The organism is Mastigocoleus testarum BC008 (assembly GCF_001456025.1).
Taxonomy (GTDB): domain Bacteria; phylum Cyanobacteriota; class Cyanobacteriia; order Cyanobacteriales; family Nostocaceae; genus Mastigocoleus; species Mastigocoleus testarum.
In genome coordinates this window covers 20712-40640 of record NZ_LMTZ01000066.1, presented here as the reverse complement: position 1 = coordinate 40640, position 19929 = coordinate 20712, and the positions used below count along the sequence as shown (strand labels likewise).

Genomic DNA, 19929 nt, shown 5'->3' with positions numbered 1-19929 from the left:
TTCATCGATTATTATTGGTATTATTGGAAGTAATTCTGTTAATTGTGCTAATCCAATTTTGGTTTATTTACCAAAAGCTTAAATTAAATTAAATTAAATTAAATATGTTTGTGTATTTTATTGTTTGAGAGGTAACTCAATTAGAAACTCTGTTCCCTCTGAAGGTGATGAAATACAACTCAAATTACCACCATGTTTTTCTACCACAATTGAATAGCTAATTGATAGTCCTAAACCCTTGCCATTACCAACAGGCTTTGTAGTAAAAAATGGATCGAATATTTTATTTAAAATAGCCTTATTTATACCAATACCATTGTCAGCAATACTAATTAATACCTTACTGTCCTCCTTAAGTGAAGTGCAAATAGTAATTCTTGGTTTATCAAAGTTTGAGGTATTCTCCATTTTTTGGAGCAAAGCACCTATTGCATTACTGATAACATGCATAAATACTTGATTTAATTCAGAAGCATAACAGTATACTCTTGGAATTTGCTTGTACTTTTTAATGATTTCAATTTCTGCATGTTGGGAATTTGAAGTAAATTGATGTTGCAGAATTAAAAGAGTGCTATCAATTCCGGAGTGAATGTCGACGGGTTTCATTTCTGCTTCATCTAAGCGAGAAAAGTTCCGCAATGAAAGAACAATTTCACTGATACGCCGTGCCCCTATTCCCATCGAAGCAAGCAGTTTTGGTAAATCATCAATCAAAAAATCCAGTTCTATATCTGCAATTTTTGATTGAATGGTTGGTAAAGGCTGAGGATAGGATATTTGGTACAAATGAATTAATTCAATTAATGACTCTACATATTCAGTTGCTGGGGTCAGATTACCGTAAATAAAGTTGATCGGATTATTAATTTCGTGAGCAATACCAGCAACTAATTGCCCCAAACCAGACATTTTTTCAGCTTGAATAAGTTGGGCTTGAGTCGAGTAAAGTTTTTCTAGGGTAGACTCTAATTCAGTTGCTTTTTGTGTTAGTTGAAGGGTACGCTGGCTAACTTTTTGTTCTAAGGTATGGGAATAGTCTTCTAATTTGCCATAAAGTTGGGCATTTTCTAGGGAAATTGCTACTTGGGTTATAAGCAAATTCAAAACTGAAACACGATCCCGTGTAAATGCGCCAGTAGTTAATTTATTTTCTAGATATAACAACCCAATTAATTTACTTTGATTCAAAATTGGCATACAAAGTAGACTCTTAGGTTGTTGCTGTCTTAAGTATGAATCAGCCAAAAAATCGTTTTGTTGTATAGCATCATCTAATACCACTATTTTTAAGCTACGTTTGACATTGTTAAGTACTGTCGTAGGAATATCTGTACTTTCTTGATATGGTATGTTTACTAATTCTACACCCCGCTCAGGGGTAGCTAATGCTTTGAGAATAGCAGTGCTATCTTTGAGCAATATTAAAGCAGATTTGAGCGCCCCAGCATTTTCCATTACCACTTGCATTAACTTAGAAATTAATTTTTCTGTATGAATTTCACTTGATAATGCTTGTGAAGCTTTAAGCACTGTAGCAAAATCTAGAGCTTGGGAAATAGTGCTACTGCTTGAATAGGTTGTTTGAAGAGTTTGATTGATAAAAGAAGATAGATTACCCTGCTCGAAAGTAGCTTCACTCGATCTAATTTGATTATGTTGCTTTCGTAATATGGGGACAAGTAATTGGGGATAGCATTTTTCTAAGTCATCAGTTTTGGCTTTAGCTCCCCAAAGAGCATAGGAATAGTAAGCTTCTTGCATATAATCTGCAGCTATTCTCTCTTTACCCCAGTCGAGGTAAAATTTAGCCGCCAACTCTTTAGCTATTGCTTCTTCCTGAAGGTAGTGATTGGCTTTAGCTCCGGATATTGCTTTGTCATATAAATCAATCGCTTCTGCTTTTTGTCCTAAGACTCGGCATTTTTCTGCTTCTACCAAATCTACCTTATGTTGGTGATTCATAGGAGCATAGCGTGCCCATTGTTGATGCAATTGGGTCTGATTTTCTTCTATCTGCACAAACACCTCTGGTTTATGTTCCAATTCTGAACTTAAAGTAGCTAAAATACTCAAAGAATCATAGAAATAAAACGCTGGTTCCGCAACCATTCCAACTGCAGCAAGTAAATAGCGCCTGACTTCAATTGCATGATTTTGAGCAGCTTCAATTTCCCCAAACAAATAACAAAGCATCAGTTTGTATAAATTGAATATAAATAATCCAAAAAAGTCATGGGCTTCTACTAGCAGAGGTAAAAATTCTCCTTCTTGGAGGGCTTCTCCAGACAAAATATTCGCTGTCTGTCCTCCACGACCCAACAAATTTAAAATAGTTTGCCAATAAATTTGACACCAACCAGCAGTAGCTAATTGATTCAATTTCACCAAACCATTGCAGTAAGCGCGAGTTTCTTGCTCTAGGTCTCCAAGGGTTTGACTGCACCAAAAAGAATGAAAACAAATAGCTTTGGCATTATATCCTGCCATTTCCTGGTTTCCAACTTCGAGTGCAACTTTGTAACCCTCTTGCAGAAGCGGTAATGTTTCTTTAAGATGGGATTTACGGTGTAGGATAAATAACCCCATTGCATTAAATATCGCAGGTTTGATGGCTTTAGCATCCAGTTGCGAGAAAACCTGAAGAGCTAACTGACCAAATTTTACTCCTGTATCAACATCCTGTTTGAGTGTACAAGCAATAATGCCATAGCTAGCATAGGCAACAGATGAAGCTGATATATTCCCATATTGAATCGATAGTTTGACTGACAGTACAACTAGTAATGGATACAAAGGAGAACCACAGATACAAGCAATAGGTATGACACTATTAGCAACCCTAACAATAGCTATTTTTTCTTGCTCGCTCATGACTGGAAGATGAGCAAAATCTTCAATTTTTCGACCGTCGATTAGTTTATCAATATCTGCAATCGTATTTTGAATTTCTTTATGGGTAATTGTTTCCGGAAAACTAACACCCAACTGTTGCAATAACTCTTGTGCGATCGCAATAGCTTTGGTCAATTTATTCTGGGAAATATTTGCCTGAATTCGAATTAAGTAAATATTAACCTGTTCTAGTATTGATTCGGCATGTTTGATGACCGCCTCAATCAATTGTTCCATTACCTCGAATTCACCGCAAAGAAAAGCCAATTCAGCAGCGAGTTCATGAAATTCTAGACTCTCTTCATACTTTCCTTCTTTGATCGTGGAATCTTCCGTTAATGGGATATTTCCAGGGTTATCCATAGATGAAGATAATGGAATAATCTGCCCCTGCCAAACCTTGTCCCCCAACAAAGATAATCCAATCTTGGCATATTCAAGACCAGCTTGATAGGCACTAGCATTCCTAGCTTTGCGACAAGCTTGGAGGTTGAGTCGGATTAATTCATCTAGCTCTTTTTCGTCAATAATTAAAGCAGTTCCATGATTCAATTGATTAACTAGTTCAAAAATCCGGTCTTCTCTGGCTTCAGAAGACATACTTTCTAGGAGGATCTGTCCAATGTGGTAGTGGGTTATTTGTTTTTGCTTGTCAGGAATTAGGGAATAAGCAGCTTGTTGGACGCGATCGTGCAGAAAACGGTAAGATACATTTTCGGTGATTTTTTTGGTGTTGCTGGTATGTGGATATTCCCCATCATTCCTAAGATAAAACTTATACATTTCACCTTCTGGCACAATCAATCCCGATTGCAAAGCTTCCCACAAAGCATCTGCCGCTTCAATTTCAGATTTATCTGAAATCATTGCTAGGGTAGCTAAGTCAAATTGATTGCTAATACAAGCTGCTAACTGCAAGATATCCTGAGTTACGGTTGGAAGTTTCTGTAATTGAGTAGCCATAAACTCAACTACATCATCAGTTAGTCCTACTTCTCGTACTTTAGTAATATCACATTGCCAGTATCCTGCCTGAGAATCGAAGCAAATTAATCCATCCTCGTATAGTGCTTTGATAAATTGAGTCGCAAAAAATGGATTGCCTTGGGTTTTTTGGTAAACTATGTCGGTTAATGGTTGGGCTAATTTAGGATTACAGCTAAGAGTATCTGCCACCAATTGAGTTAAACTTGATTTACTCAAAGGTTTTAAGATAATTGTATTAATTTTTGCCTCTGTCTTCTTCAATCCATCTAAAGTCAAAATTAATGGATGAGCGGAAAAAACCTCATTATCTCGGTAAGCACCAATCATCAATAAATAACTGGTTTCTAACTCACCCACAAGTAATTGCATCAACTTCAAAGATGCTGAATCTGCCCACTGTAAGTCATCTAGAAAGATAACTAAAGGATGTTCTTTACTAGTGAATACTTGAATGAAATTTTGAAATAATAAATTAAACCGATTTTGTACTGCACTACCGGATAGTTCTGGTACGGAAGGTTGTTTACCAATTATTTTTTCTAGTTCGGGAATAACTTCAATAATTACCTGTCCATTCTCACCTAATGCCTGTAATATTTTATGTTTCCAACTTGATAATTGAGCATCACTTTCACTCAATAATTGCCCCATTAAATCCCGAAACGCCTGCACAAATGCAGAAAAAGGAATATTGCGATTGAACTGGTCGAATTTTCCTTTAATGAAATAGCCATGTTGTTTGACTATAGGTTTATGAACTTCCTTGACTACCGCTGTTTTCCCAATACCAGAAAAACCTGCGATTAGCATTAGTTCGCTTTTTAATTGACTGTCGCTCGGTTCAGAACTACTAGCATATTTTTCTAGAGTATGGTTATTAGAGTTATTTTCTATCCCAGAAACTCGGTTAAATGCTTCCAATAATATTTTAACTTCAGCTTCTCTACCATAAAGTTTTTCGGGAATAATAAATCGGTCACAAACATCTTTTTGAGCAATTGGAAAGTCTTTTATTTTTCCTGTTCTTCGAAGTTGTTTCAAACAGTTTTCTAAATCATACTTTAACCCCAAAGCAGTTTGATATCTATCTTCCGCATTTTTTGCCATCAACTTGGTGACAATATCTGATAGTACCTGGGGGATCTTTTCAGCATTAGCTGCTAAATTACCATTGTCAATTGAAGGAAGAGTTTGTGCAATATGGCAATGCACTAGTTCCATTGCATCATCAGATTTGAATGGTAACTCTCCTGTTAATAATTCAAAAAATGTTATACCTAAAGAATAAAAATCACTACGGTAGTCAATTCCTCGATTCATTCTTCCTGTTTGTTCTGGAGAAAGATAAGCGAGAGTTCCTTCTAAAATATTGGGATTTTTTATTTCTTGGGTTTCCTTTGATAACAAAGATGCAATACTAAAATCAATTAATTTAACCTGTTTTGTTTTCGCATTAATTAAAATATTGTCAGGTTTAATATCTTTGTGAATAATAAGGTTTTGGTAAAGTTGGTAGAGAATATCAGTTAGCTGAATTGCAATTGATAAAAATTCTATAAGAGATAAATTATTATTTTTGATATATTCTCGTAAAGATATTTCTCCTTTATCTTCCATCACTAGGATATAACCATTCCCATGGGTTTCTAATGATAAAGGGGAAATTATGCCAGGAACATTGAGTTTTTTTGTAATAAAATATTGATTACGAAATTGTAGTAATTCGTTAAAACTAGGATATTCAGAGGTAAGAAGTTTGATGACGACAGGTAAGGAATCTTGCTTTCGGATTGCTCGATATACTTTTGTTCTCGAACCTTGATAGAGTTGTTCGCAAATTTGATATTTGGGAATAATTGGGGAACACAGTACGGTAGTCATTGATACCTTAATTCTGTTACTGCTTGACTATTACTTCTCCAAAAGAAGTTGGATGAAGCATATTTACACCTTTTTAGTGTTCCCATGACACATATGTTTACTAACAATACTTGGAAACTCAGATCTGTGCACATTGGAGCGGAAGTATAATCTCAAATTCAGTTCCTTCATCTGGCTTGGAATATACATTCACAATTCCACCATGTTTTTGGACTATTGAATAACTCACAAATAACCCCAAACCTGTACCCCGACCAACTGCTTTTGTTGTAAAAAACGGTTCAAAAATGCGTTCTTGAATATTCACTGGAATTGTACTGTCTGTATTAGCAATCCCTATACTTACCCACTTTTCATCTATCGCTTTAGTACGAATCCCTATTTCTGGATTTTCACCCCTTTGAGTATTGTCTCGAATCGCATCAATTGCATTATTGATGATATTGAGAAAAACTTGATTGAGTTCGCTGGGATAGCAGGTTATTTTTGGTAAATTATGACAATATTCTTTGATTATTTTAATTTCTCTCTGATTTTCTGAACCTTGCAAACGATTTTGTAAAATTAATAAAGTACTTTCAATCCCGCTGTGTATATCTACTGCTTTAATTGCAGATTCATCCAAACGAGAAAAGTTACGTAAACTCAAAACTATTTGCTTGATGCGATTACTACCTGATTCCATAGATTTGATGATTTTAGTCACATCCTCAAATAGAAAATCCAGGTCAATCTCCTCACACTTTCCTTTTATTACCGAACTTGGCTGGGGATATTCCTGTTGATAAAGTCCCAGCAAACTTATCATTTCTTCGATATAACTTTTTGTATAACTTAGATTACCTTCAATAAAACTAATGGGATTATTTATTTCGTGAGCAATCCCTGCAACTAATTGACCCAAAGATGACATTTTCTCATTTTGAATTAGTTGTGCTTGAGTTCGCTGCAATGTTCTCAAAGCTTGTTCTAAATCCTGGGCTTTTTGGTTCAAAGCTCGAGTCTTTCGCTTCACCTCGGATTTGAGAATTTGGGAATAATTTTCAGTTTTCTGATACAACCGGGCATTTTCAATGGAGATTGCAGCTTGACTAGTCAAAAGTTGAAGGATTTCGATTCGATCCAGAGTAAAAGCACCCAAGGTCAAATTATTTTCTAGGTATAAAATACCGATGAGTTTTTTTTGCCGAATAATTGGAATACATAAAACTGATTTGGGTTTGTGGGTAACTATATAGTGGTCGCCAGCAAATTGGACTACTGAACTCAAGTTTTCAAAAACAGCTGTTTTTTGGGTGCATCTAACCAAATCAATTAAACTTTGGGGAATTTTCTGGTATCGCTTGAGGGGGATTTCTAAATGCTGTATCTGTTCTCCTTGTACTTGCTCTTGAAATGTACTTACTTGCTTAGGTTTATTATCAGCTTGAATAACTACAAACCATTGATTATCATCTTGACAAAGAATAAGGTGACCGCTTTGGGCTCCAGCATTTGCGATCGCTGTTTCCATTAAAGTTGTTAACAGTTTCTCTAACTCAATTTCCTGTGAAATAGCTTGTGCTGCTTTCATTACTGACGGAAAATCTAACGATAAATTCTGGCTGCTACTAGTTCTAATTACATTTTCGATAGATGTAGAAGTTATGTTTGCACTATTTTTAATATTGAGGTTATTAGTCTTAAGGATAGTTGCTAGCAGATAGGGGTATTGTTGTTCTAAGTGGTCAACTTTAGCCTTTGCACCCCAACGGGAGTAACAATAACAGGCCCCTTGCATATAGACCGCAGCAATTTTATCCTTACCCCAACTCAAGTAAAATTTAGCTGCTAATTCGTTAGCTAAAGCTTCTTCTTGAAGATATTTATTTTCTTTGGCTTTACCAATGGCGTGATCGTATAAATTTACTGCTTTGATTTTTTTCCCAGTAACACGGGCTATTTCTGCCTCAAGCAACAAAAATTTATGCTGGAAGTTTTCTGGACAATTCATTGCCCAAAGTTTCATTTTTTCTTGGTTCTCAGATAATTTATGCCAATATTTTTCTTGTTGAGATTTTGAAGCTTTTGAATAAAGACTGATAATATTTAGAGAATAATAAAAAATATGAACTGCAACCTGATATTTGGCGGCTAAGACTGCAATTATTTTTTTTGTTTCTTCAGAATAATAGAGGGATTCTGTTACTCTATCATATAAATAAAGCAACATTGACTTCAATATATAGTAATGACAGAGTGCATAAGTACTTTGATTATTCTGACATTTCTCTAGATACTTTTGTTCGCTGCAGCCATCAATATCGAATGATTCCAATGAACTTGTATGTCCAAGTAAGTTCATTATTATCATATCGAGTGCCAGGATTGAATCCTCTCCAACCTGATGATTATTTTTTTGCACAAATAACAAACACTCTGGCAAATTAGATATAATTTCTTCTAAATTTTTTCCCTGATAAAATGGATTTAATAGCTTATAAATCAGAATATAGCCCAAAAATAGAAAATTTCCAGATGCTAGTCCAGCTTGAATTCCCTCATCAAATATTTTCTCACTTCCTTGGAGGGGTTGATTCCAGGCATAGACGTTATTGCCAAAGATATAGCAAGCTTGGGTAATATCATCTAACTTGTTATATTTTCTGCTCAATTTTAATCCCAATAATCCAAAATCGTACCCTAATTTATAATTAGCTAAAGCCGTTCCTAAAAACATTCCATAAACAATAAAGCCGTAAGCAGAAGCAGGCACTGTACCATATTGATAAGAAAGTTCTACAATTTTCGTCCCTAACCAAAAATGTAGCTTTTCTTGTTGAGAGATATAAGAAGGGACTAAAAGACTATTTAATAACTGAAGACATATTCTTTGCTGTGGAACAGTGGATTCTGGTAATTCAAGCCAAGATTGAAAAGAAATATCTCGAATTTTTGAAGTTACATTCTGGAAAGAATTATGCAGAGATTTTTCAATATTTTCTGTCGACGGTAAATTTATTTTGAATAAATGCAGTGATTTTCTTCCAATATCTACTGCCATGATACCTTGACCCATCATGGTATATTGAATTATAAAAAGATTATATAAATCAGCTTTTTCTAATTTTTTTTGTGCTTTTTCTAAGGATAATAATATTAAATTTTCTGACTCCTGAAAATTACCATTTAGTTGTTCAGCTTCTGCTAGTAATCTATGAATATTGAAAGATAGTTCATAGTTATCATCCCATCCACTCTTCCCAATATATTCTTGAGCAATTCTCAAATAATCTCTAAATGCAACATAAGCTGTTGATTTTTTGGCTTTCTCACCTGCATGAATATTTAATTTTATCAGTTCGATTATATCGCGTTCTTCAGTAATTAATTCGTGTCCCAAATTTAAATGATCTACTATTTCAAATAGTCTTTCTTCTTGAGATTTACACTGAAGATTTGACAGTAATAAACGGCCAATATTTAGGTGAACTGACTTCTTTTGATTATCTTCAATTAATGTATAGACAGCTTGTTGTACTCGGTCGTGTAGAAATTTGTAAAAAATTTTCCCTGACCTTTCTTGATTAACATATTTTTCTGTGTCAAATTCAAATGTAAAAAAATCATCTGAAAAAAATTTATAAATCTCACCCTGAGGTATTACTAATCCTTCTTGCAGTGATTCCCATAAATTTCTGGCAGTTTGATAGTATGATTTTTTATAAACAATTGACAATGTTTCCAAATCGAAATGATTGCCAATACAAGCTGCTAATTTAAGAACCTTTTGTGTCTCTGGGGATAATTTCTGTAATAGAGCAGCTATAAATTCCACCACATCATCGGTAAGGAATAATGCATCGATTTGCGTCAAATCCCATTCCCAATAGTGGTCATCGCGATTAAATTTAATATTTCCGTTCTGATATAAAGCCTTGAGCAACTGTGTCGTGAAGAAGGGATTACCTTGTGTCTTACGAAAAATAAATTCAGTAAGGGGACGCGATCGCGCCGAAACTGACTTATCCGTGCACGGGGTTGAACAATTCAAGATATCAGCAACTAAGCGACTTGTATCATCAAAGCTAAGAGATTGGAGAGTAATTGTATTAATGACCACTTCTGCTTGTTTGAACTTCTCTAACAGGGCCATTAATGGATGTACGGAAGAGACTTCATTGTCCCGGTAAGCTCCTAACAGCAGCAGATGACTATTGCTCATAAGAATTTTGATGGACTCCATTGAAGCTGCATCACTCCATTGCAAATCATCTAAAAATATCACCAGTGGATGATCGGCTTTTGCAAAAACCGCAATAAAATTTTGGAATAACAAATTAAATCTATTGTGTGCAGCTGCTCCCGATAGTTCCGATACAGGTGGTTGTTTACCAATTAGAGCTTCAAGTTCTGGAATCACTTCAATCAAAACTTGGCCATTTTCACCAACAGCTTCTAAAATCTGAGTACACCATCTGAGTCGTTGGGAATCTGATTCTGATAATAATTGTCCCATCAAATCTCGTAGGGCTTGGACAAAGGCAGAAAAAGGAATATTGCGATTGAACTGGTTGAACTTTCCTTGAATAAAGTAACCTCGTTGGTGGGTCATTGGTTTATGAACTTCATTCACTACTGCAGTTTTACCAACGCCCGAAAATCCAGCTACCAACATTATTTCTGAACTACCATTGGTAACACGCTTGAAAGCGTCTAATAATTCTTGAACTTCCACTTCCCGTCCGTAAAGTTTTTCGGGAATTAAAAAATGATCGCACACATCCCGCTGACCAATTTCAAAATATCTAATTTCACCACTATCCTTTAATTGGTACAAACAAGTCTCTAGATCGTGCTTTAACCCCAAAGCACTTTGATACCTATCTTCGGCATTTTTCGCCATCAGCTTACTAATCACTTCACTGATGACTTCTGGTATCTCTGATTTAATGTCTGATATTCTAAATGCCTGTTGAGCGATATGACAATGTACCAAATCCATCGGGTCGTCAGATATGAATGGTAACTGTCCGGCGAGCATTTCAAACAAGGTTATTCCAAGGGAATAAAAATCGCTACGGTAGTCTATCCCTCGGTTCATTCTTCCTGTTTGTTCCGGAGAAATATACGCCAGAGTCCCTTCTAATAGATTAGGACTTTTGATTTCTTGGGTTTTTTTAGTAAGTAATGAAGCGATACTAAAGTCAATTAATTGAATCTGTTTCGTTTCGGGGTCAATGAGAATATTTGCTGGTTTGATGTCTTTATGAATTACCTTGTTTTGGTAAAGATTGTGGAGAATATCAGCTAACTGGATTCCTAAAGACAAAAATTCAACTAAGGAAAGTCTGTGGGTTTTGATATATTCATCTAATGATATCTCCCCCTTATCTTCCATCACTAGAATATAACCATTACCAAAAGTTTCCAATGATAAAGGATGAATGACACCGGGAATATCGAGGTTCTTGGCGATCGCATACTGGTTACGAAATTGCAATAATTCGTTGAAGCTTGGATATTCAGAGTTGAGGAGTTTTATAACTACAGCCAAGGAATCTTGTTCTCGCAATGCTCGATATACTTTTGTTCTTGAACCTGCATAAAGTTGTTCGCGAATTTGATATCCGGGAATAATCGGAGAACGACACACAATATTCATTTATGCTTTACCTTGTTGCAGCTTAGCCATGTACTTCTCTCATAGAAGCAGTGCGCAGTAATTCTACACCTCATTATGATTCCCACAAATTAGATATTCGTTAACACTCACTATTTGGCTTGGCTTTATTAAAATAGCTGTGCACATTGGAGCGGAAATACAATCTCAAATTCAGTTCCTTCCTCTGGCTTGGAAGATACATTCACATCTCACTATGTTTTTAGACTATTGAATAACTCACAAATAACCCTAGACCTTTACCCCAAACTACTACTTTTGTTAGCTGTTGTTTCTGAAATCTAGTATTCCCATAAACCGGATGGTGAATAATAACAAGCAAATTAATCCTAACAGGAAACAATTTTTATCCCAGATATTTCGAATGAATACCTACTTTATGTAAGTTGCAGATATCAATTAATTTTTAAAATACATCCCAAAATCAAAACACTTCCTATTAAATTTTTGATTAACTCTACTTATCTAAACAAAATAGTTACTTTTATTTACAACATACCTTATTTTCTCTGTTAACAAAATAAGGTATGTTGATGTAGAAGAAATTAATATAAATGCAGTCTTTTGTAGTGTTTAAGTGTGGATATTATACCATACAAATCTACAGGGAGCGCGGGAGGCTAACATAATGTTTATTGAAGTCATAGATAATCTCGTAGAAGTAAATTCGATTAAAGTTATTCGCTTTGATTTTCAAACTACTGAGCATTTCAACTCAAGGGATTATCAACCAAATAGCAGAATCCCAAGTAGTTTGGAGAGACTAAAAGAAATGAGTAAAGAATATGGAATTCTGACTGTTTATATTTTGTTAAAGGATAATACTCAAATTGTTGAAGTGAGAAAATTTGTGAGAAGAGATGAGATGGAAAAAATCAAGCAAGATATATTAGCAGAATTAAATATGAACTCTTCGAATGATAATCGCATAAAAATTGAAAATAGAAGTGAAAATCACGACACTAGAAAATATCAGGTAACCAGAAAAATTAAATCTTTGAATAACTAATTTATAATTATTCATTTTTCCTTCACAATTTGTAGTCTGTCTGTACCGATTGTCGATCCCCAATTTTCAAGTTCGGAAAATTTCTAAATTAAGGATATTCTCTTATAATCGGGACTTATGCACAGAGTCGAATAAATATGAGGGCTTGGGAGAAGCAAAAACCTTATATAACCCTTGATATTCGATAGAGCATCCTCTGTTAGGACGCTTCCTGGGTGGCATAAGTCCTAAGAATAATTTCTTGAATATTCCACGCTTTAATTATTCGATCTATGAAGTCTTATCTCGCCGCCGCCATTCAAATGACCAGCGTACCTGAGTTAAAAGAAAATTTGGTACAAGCGGAAGAATTAATTGAAATAGCAGTTCGTCAAGGCGCTCAACTTGTTGGCTTACCAGAAAATTTTTCTTTTATGGGAGAAGATCAAAAGAAGCTAGCGCAAGCCGAAACAATTGCTCGGGAAACCGAGAAATTTCTCAAAACAATGGCACAGCGGTATCAAGTTAACATATTGGGTGGTGGTTTTCCGGTACCTGTGGAAGGGAAAGACAAAGTTTTCAATACAGCATTATTAATCGATCCTAACGGTCAAGAACTAACCCGCTACCAAAAAGCTCATCTATTCGATGTGAATGTTCCTGATGGTAACACCTACCGAGAATCGATTACAGTAATGCCGGGGACCGAACTGCCTTCTGTTTATTCTTCTGAAACACTTGGCAATATCGGACTATCTGTCTGTTATGATGTACGTTTCCCTGAATTATACAGACACTTATCTGAAAAAGGTACGGATATTATTTTTGTCCCGGCAGCCTTTACTGCTTTTACCGGCAAAGACCACTGGCAAGTATTATTACAAGCACGCGCAATTGAAAATACCTGTTATGTAATCGCTCCAGCCCAAACAGGAATTAACTATGCCCGTCGTCAAACCCACGGACATGCGATGATTATCGATCCTTGGGGAATAGTTTTAGCTGATGCTGGTGAAAAACCAGGAGTTGCAATTGCTGAAATTAATCCTGCCAGAATTGAACAGGTACGCAGACAAATGCCTAGTTTACAACATCGTGTATTCTAGAAATTTTAAATACCTACTAGAAATATAGACAAAGCTGAACATGGGCGTCTAGTCTAACCTCCCCTCGGTGATAGCGCTGCGTGCCGCCGCAGCTTTGCCCCCTGTAATACTAAGTCCGGGTTAATTACCCCTTTTTAGAATGAGAGAGGGAAGTGTGGGAGGTGTGAGAAGTGTGGGGGAAATCCCAAAAAATATAAAGGGGTTTTAAAAATCGGATTTGGTATAAGAGGCAGCTTTGCTGAACTTGGCTACGCCACGCGTTTTGAAGGCACTACGTGAACACATGGTGCAATACCCATAGCTAGAGGCTATAACTATAGCTGCCTACCTACGGATCCGGAGCCTTTACCTGCGGGTCCGGTAGGCTTACGCTAGCCGCTAACAGCTAAATGTCGCGCGTTCTTAGCGGCATATGGGATAGTTTTTAGTACTTTTTCCTCATTATCTTCGTTTAAGCTCTATTTATTTAAAAGTCCAGTGATAAATACTAACTGGTAACTAAAGTTAAAGGATTGTATAAATGTTGTTACGAATACTTGTTGTTTTTTTTTTAACACATAAAATAACATTGTGATTTATTTTACGATTACTTCATGATTCTAAGGTTATCTGCAAAGGCTAAGTTTATTACTCTGGGCGTTCTAGCTAGTTTCTTGGGTAATGTTCGAGCAAGTCAAGCAGTAACTAGTAGTAACACTGAACAAAATTTTAAAGTAGAAGATTTAATAAATACAATTAATTCTTTCCATGAACAGAATCTTATCGCTCAAAAATTCAACATCACATCTTACACCTCTGAGAATAGACGAGAACATGGATTAGATAGAGCTCTATTAAACGAAGACGTAATAACTCCTTTAGAAGAAAGTGTAGAATACAGCTACAACAAAGTAGATCTAAATGGTGATGGTAAAAAAGAAGCTATTGTTTATTTAGAAAATCTTGAGTTGTGTAATTCTGATGAATGTCATATTTTTATCTTTCAGCCAGTAGGAAATAATTATCGCTTAGTATCCCAGATCGGTGGTGTATATGGGAGTTCGATTATTGTCAGCGATCGCAAAACAAATGGCTGGCATAATTTGATTCTCCCACGTAAAAAACATTATCTAGGTCAACCGACATACGTATTGGCCCGATTTAGTGGTAATAAATACATCAAAGGTGGCTTAATATCTTCAACAGCTAAGATTTCAGGAAGAGCATATTTAGCAGATCGAGAGGATTCGCCCAAAATTGTATTGAGATGGGAAACTATATCCAACATTTCCGCATCTGTTTCTACCCAAACTTCTGGACAAAAAGTTAATGTTCGTTTGTATCCATCCATTCAGTCTCCTATTCTCTATGCAGCCAAAAATGGCGATCTAGTTAAAATTCTTCAACAAAAGAGAAGTGATGATGGCTATGCTTGGTTTCAAGTAGAATCTAAGGATTCAGGAAATCAAGGCTGGATTCGTAGCGATTTACTGAAGTTTTAGAGAACTGGGAATAGAGAACTGGGAACAGGAAATTCTGACTTGACTCTTTTCCGCACTTCTTTGAAAAGGCACGAGGTATTTGCGCTGTTTCCTGTTCCCTTTAATAAAAAACAAAAAACCCGGGAACTTCAAAATTTCCAGGTTTGCTCAAATATTAGATTTAAATCCTCAATGAAGTAGAAACACTACCAATCGAGTGTCTCTACCTACCTAAGTACGGCGAAAGCTAAACTTTAGCAGTTTTCTTGGTTATAGCATCAAGTTCGCCGCTAGAATACTTCTCTGCAAAATCATTTAGAGAGATTTGCTTAATCTTACTAGCATTACCAGCAGTACCAAACGCTTGATAGCGATCGAGACAAACTTGCTTCATGTACTTGATTGAAGGCTTGAGGAAGTGGCGAGGATCGAAGTTAGAAGGATCTTTCGCTGCTGCTTCTCTAAACGCCGCTGTGATAGCTAAGCGGTTATCAGTATCGATGTTAACTTTTCTCACACCACTCTTGATACCCTTTTGAATTTCTTCAACAGGTACGCCGTAGGTTTCAGGAATCTTACCACCGTACTGGTTAATCATATCTAACCACTCTTGAGGCACGGAAGAGGAACCATGCATCACGAGGTGAGTATTGGGTAAACGACGGTGAATTTCTTCAATTCGGCTGATTGCTAAAATTTCACCAGTGGGCTTACGAGTAAATTTGTAAGCACCATGGCTCGTACCGATTGCAACTGCTAATGCATCAACTTGTGTTTGCTCAACAAAGCTAACTGCTTCATCAGGGTCGGTAAGTAGTTGCTCTCTGGTGAGAACTCCTTCAGCACCATGTCCATCTTCCTTGTCTCCTTGCATGGTTTCCAGAGAACCCAAACAGCCTAATTCTCCTTCAACACTTACACCAACCGAGTGAGCCACTTTCACGACTTCGGCGGTGACTGCGACGTTATACTCAAAGCTTGCTGGTGTTTTAGCATCAGCTTCGAGGGAACCATCCATCATCACACTGGTAAAGCCATTGCGAATTGCAGAGTAGCAAGTCGCTGGGCTATTACCATGATCCTGGTGCATAGCAACGGGAAGATGTGGATAGGTCTCGATTGCTGCTAAAATCAAATGACGCAGGAAGTTTTCTCCGGCATACTTCCGAGCACCGCGAGATGCTTGGAGGATTACTGGACTATCTGCTTCGTTAGCAGCCTGCATAATTGCCTGGATCTGCTCCATGTTGTTGACATTGTAAGCCGGGATGCCGTAACCATTCTCCGCAGCGTGGTCTAACAGCAACCGCATTGGTACGAGCGCCATAAATATTCCTCCTAATGTCGTGATTAGCTAGTCCTTATAAGACGAGCGTAATACTTAAGTTTATCTTAAGATAATTTTCAACTTATAGGAAATTATAACTAGTCACGTGTACTTCTGTTAAGCAAGTTTAAGCTGGACAAGGATAAACGCTTTGACGACCCCTTAAAACCTTATAGATTTATTTCTGTAGATTCATATTTGTAAATTTATTTTCTGTAGAACTCATATTTTCCAGATTAAAATTTTCTAGTTCAAAACTCTTACATAATTAGAACCTTGCAAAATTAATGTTTTTTGGCCTAAAAATACGCAAAATCAGAATATTTAAAAACTATCAATATCTTAAAATCACAATTAATTCAAAACAAATAGTTTGGATTTGATTTTCATATGGGTCGCCTGGGATTCGAACCCAGAACTAATCGGTTAAAAGCCGAGTACTCTACCGTTGAGTTAGCGACCCGTTGACCTATTAAATTTATATCTATTAGATCTGAATTTGTCACTTTCATAATAGTTACCATTAAATATATGGTACTATTTGGTTTCAATTGATTTCTCGTTTTCAACCAGCGACTATCGAATAATAGCATAAACTTTTCAAATTTGGTAAAAGATTTTGAAAAAAATCTAGAAAAAATTTGCGGTCAAGCGAAAAGTAGCCAAGTAGTCAGCTTCTGGCTCCAGAGTAATTAAACTTTCACCAGTATTTAAAGAGTTACGTGGAGCGCTCCAAGGCTCTAAACAATAAAAGTTTCTACCCTTAAGGGTCCAGAAAACTAAAGTTGAAAAGGTATCATCGTAATCGAATTTTAATTTCAATTTACGACTATGGTCGATAGTAGTAGCTGATTGACTATTTAATTGCTTAAACGCCACATCAATTTCATCTCGTTCGAAGTCAAATTTTCCGTTGAACTTGTGAATATCCTTGGTATTTTGGTCTTGATATTCCGATGAAGGAATTTCAAACTGTAGCTGAGTTTTATCGGTAGTTAGGAAATATGGATGGAAACCAGTGGAAAATACCATTGGTGCAGAATTAGAAAGATTAGAATAGCACTGCTGAATTTCTAAGGTCTCACCATGAATTTTGTAAGTAAAGCACAAGCTAAAATCAAATGGATAAACTGACCTTGTTTGCTCACAACTATTGAGAGTTAGTTTAATTCTTACTCCTTCATCACTAACAATTCCTTGGGCTTTCCAAGGTAAATTACGAGCAAAACCATGTTGTTTGAGGGTGTACTGTTGCTCTTCGTAAGTGTAGGTATTATCGGGTAAGTTGCCACAAATGGGGAATAAAATTGGAACTCCACCACGCACGCTTAATTGTGGGTCTACAAATCTTTGTTCGTCCAGGTAAAGAATATCTTTACCCCCAACGCGCCATTTTGTGATGATACCACCACGTTCCGGAACAACTTCCAACTCGGAATCAGTAGTCCGATCGCTGAGGATATAAGTTTTGTACTGTTTCTGTTGAAGAGAAATAGAAAACACGATTTTTTTTTGGATTGGGGATTAGGGATTGGGGATAGCACTGCGTGCGCCGCAAGCGGCATATGGGGATTGGGGATTGGGGATTGGGGATTGGGGATTAGGGAGCACAGACTCGGAATTGGTAATTACAAATTACCAATTACCCATTACCCATTACCCATTACCAATTAATTAACCATTACCCAATTTTTTAATTATCTTCAGCAAATATGAAGCGATATAGTTCACTAGGATCTGGCTCGGGACTACTTTCAGCAAATTTTACTGCTTCATCAATAAGTTCTTGAATTTTCTTATCAATACTTTTGATTTCTCCTTGAGAAGCTAAATTTTGCTCTTGAAGATAAGCTGCAAACTTTTTAATTGGATCGCGGGAAAACCAATATTCTTTTTCGTCTTGGGTCCGCATTTCATCTGGATCCGCTAAGGAATGACCCCGGAAACGATAAGTCAAAGCTTCAATTAGTGTAGGACCTTCTCCCGCCCGAGCGCGAGCAACAGCTTCTTTTGCCACTTCATGGACTGCTAAGACATCCATTCCATCGACTTCCACTCCAACCATGTTGAATACGCTGGCTTTCTTGTAAATTTCTGGGTCGGAAGTAGCGCGATCGTGAGCCATACCAATTGCCCACTTATTATTTTCTACCACAAAAATAATTGGCAGTTTCCATAATGCTGCCATATTTAAGGTTTCAAAAAACTGACCATTGTTACAAGCCCCATCGCCAAAAAAGCAAGCTGTGACCTGATCGGCATTTTCATCACCCAAAACTTCACGCCGGTACTTAGATTGAAAGGCTGCACCTGCAGCAACGGGAATTCCCTCGGCGACAAAGGCGTAACCTCCCAAGAGTTTATGCTCAGCAGAGAACATATGCATGCTCCCACCCCGTCCTTTAGAACAGCCTGTGGCTTTACCAAAAAGTTCTGCCATGACTTCTTTTGCTGGGACACCGGCGCTGAGGGCGTGTACGTGGTCGCGGTAGGTGCTACAAACAAAATCTTCACCGGGTCGCATTGCTTGAATAACACCGCTTGAAACCGCTTCTTGACCGTTGTAAAGGTGGACAAAACCAAACATTTTGCCCCTGTAATACATTTCAGCGCATTTATCTTCAAACACACGCCCTAAAACCATGTCTTCGTATAACCGCAATCCTTCCTGTTTGGTTATCTGGGCTGTGGCTGCATTAAAGTTCGGTAGTGTGCGTTCTTGAACCATTATTTCTCCAGTTCCCCTATAAAATTTAAAGTTACCATTTTAGATAAACTAATTTTATTGATTTTTAGCTGCGATTTCCCACAGTTTGACCCGTTTCAATCAATTGTAGTTATCAATCATAATTTATTTATTTGTTTTTTCAATCTAGTTTGGCTTAATAATTGAGATAAGAAAAAATGATCGTCAAGTCGTATGCAATATATTTACAAGAGTTGACTTGAGGGAAGTAACTTGCAGTTGAATGAAGAATTACGACGCATTGTGACGAATGTCCGTCTTCACTTCCATCGGTTTTTACGCAAACCTTACTTCCAATAAAAGTTTTGGAACAATATACAGCAGAATTCAGGAGTCAGAAGACAGGAGTCAGGAGTAGAATCTGCTTTATAACTGACTTTCAGTTTTTGAACTGTACCTCACTTAGTTGCAATCCGCTATAAGACCTTAAGCTAAAACCTTAATTCACAAACCTTAAGTCATAAATTTAAGTCATAAATTATTTAGCTCCAGTCATATTTCCCATCTGATATAGATTAAACTCAGTATTTTTATCTCAATGCTCTTAAGAATCATCGTCAATCGCATTTTTGTTTATTCTTAAGAGCTTTGGTAATTTCAGCTTTATCTGTAAATCTTTAAGTCAACCTTTGAAGCTATAAATTTGAACTACCTATAAATTTAAGCAACAAGTAATCAAGCTTGAATAGGCAGATTCAAGTCATAAAACTTAAATCGTGTATATTAAAATTTCAATCTTGCCTTCCCAAAAACCTCAAACCCTCAGAGCTTCAGAGACTAAAAGCCTTAAAAATACTAGCAAAAATTTAGATACCTCTCTAGGTGATTGCGCAGCACTTCATTAAATGGTAATATTTGTTTCTCATAGCATCAGCTT

Annotated in this window: 8 protein-coding genes and 1 tRNA gene; 3 read left to right on the top strand and 6 right to left on the bottom strand. The window is 36.5% G+C overall.

Annotation, left to right across the window (positions count from 1 at the left end; translation table 11 throughout):
• Nucleotides 1–117 precede the first annotated feature (117 nt).
• On the bottom strand, nt 118–5763 hold the full coding sequence (locus tag BC008_RS10955) for a trifunctional serine/threonine-protein kinase/ATP-binding protein/sensor histidine kinase (protein WP_027842673.1): 5646 nt from the start codon (nt 5761–5763) through the stop codon (nt 118–120).
• Between the two features lie 118 nt (nt 5764–5881).
• Entirely contained in the window at nt 5882–11407 is a 5526-nt protein-coding gene (locus BC008_RS10950; protein WP_027842674.1) for a trifunctional serine/threonine-protein kinase/ATP-binding protein/sensor histidine kinase, read from the bottom strand.
• Nucleotides 11408–12053: 646 nt separating this feature from the next.
• Between BC008_RS10950 and BC008_RS10945 the strand changes: the two genes are divergently transcribed.
• From BC008_RS10945 to BC008_RS10935, 3 genes are all read left to right on the top strand, one after another.
• On the top strand, nt 12054–12434 hold the full coding sequence (locus BC008_RS10945; RefSeq protein ID WP_027842675.1) for a hypothetical protein: 381 nt from the start codon (nt 12054–12056) through the stop codon (nt 12432–12434).
• A 272-nt stretch (nt 12435–12706) separates the two neighbouring features.
• Nucleotides 12707–13519 (top strand): carbon-nitrogen hydrolase family protein, encoded by an 813-nt coding sequence (locus BC008_RS10940; RefSeq protein WP_027842676.1) that lies wholly within the window; start codon nt 12707–12709, stop codon nt 13517–13519.
• Between the two features lie 593 nt (nt 13520–14112).
• On the top strand, nt 14113–15000 hold the full coding sequence (locus BC008_RS10935; protein ID WP_036268733.1) for an SH3 domain-containing protein: 888 nt from the start codon (nt 14113–14115) through the stop codon (nt 14998–15000).
• A 226-nt stretch (nt 15001–15226) separates the two neighbouring features.
• Here BC008_RS10935 and fba read toward each other — a convergent pair whose 3' ends face one another.
• From fba to pdhA, 4 genes are all read right to left on the bottom strand, one after another.
• A complete protein-coding gene (gene fba / locus BC008_RS10930) occupies nt 15227–16306 on the bottom strand; it encodes a class II fructose-bisphosphate aldolase (RefSeq protein ID WP_027846658.1) in 1080 nt (359 codons plus the stop codon).
• Between the two features lie 391 nt (nt 16307–16697).
• Nucleotides 16698–16769, bottom strand: a tRNA-Lys gene (locus tag BC008_RS10925).
• A gap of 167 nt (nt 16770–16936) precedes the next feature.
• Nucleotides 16937–17809 carry an aldose epimerase family protein gene (locus BC008_RS10920; RefSeq protein WP_027846659.1) on the bottom strand — a complete coding sequence of 291 codons (873 nt, stop codon included), beginning with the start codon at nt 17807–17809 and terminating at the stop codon, nt 16937–16939.
• Nucleotides 17810–17999: 190 nt separating this feature from the next.
• Entirely contained in the window at nt 18000–19034 is a 1035-nt protein-coding gene (gene pdhA, locus BC008_RS10915; RefSeq protein WP_027847037.1) for a pyruvate dehydrogenase (acetyl-transferring) E1 component subunit alpha, read from the bottom strand.
• Nucleotides 19035–19929 lie beyond the last annotated feature (895 nt).

Excerpts from the sequence above, each read along its gene's own strand:
- BC008_RS10955 (WP_027842673.1), bottom strand. The coding sequence starts at position 5,763 with ATGACTACCGTACTGTGTTCCCCAATTATTCCCAAATATCAAATTTGC.
- BC008_RS10950 (WP_027842674.1), bottom strand. The coding sequence starts at position 11,407 with ATGAATATTGTGTGTCGTTCTCCGATTATTCCCGGATATCAAATTCGC.
- BC008_RS10945 (WP_027842675.1), top strand. The coding sequence starts at position 12,054 with ATGTTTATTGAAGTCATAGATAATCTCGTAGAAGTAAATTCGATTAAA.
- BC008_RS10940 (WP_027842676.1), top strand. The coding sequence starts at position 12,707 with ATGAAGTCTTATCTCGCCGCCGCCATTCAAATGACCAGCGTACCTGAG.
- BC008_RS10935 (WP_036268733.1), top strand. The coding sequence starts at position 14,113 with ATGATTCTAAGGTTATCTGCAAAGGCTAAGTTTATTACTCTGGGCGTT.
- fba (WP_027846658.1), bottom strand. The coding sequence starts at position 16,306 with ATGGCGCTCGTACCAATGCGGTTGCTGTTAGACCACGCTGCGGAGAAT.
- pdhA (WP_027847037.1), bottom strand. The coding sequence starts at position 19,034 with ATGGTTCAAGAACGCACACTACCGAACTTTAATGCAGCCACAGCCCAG.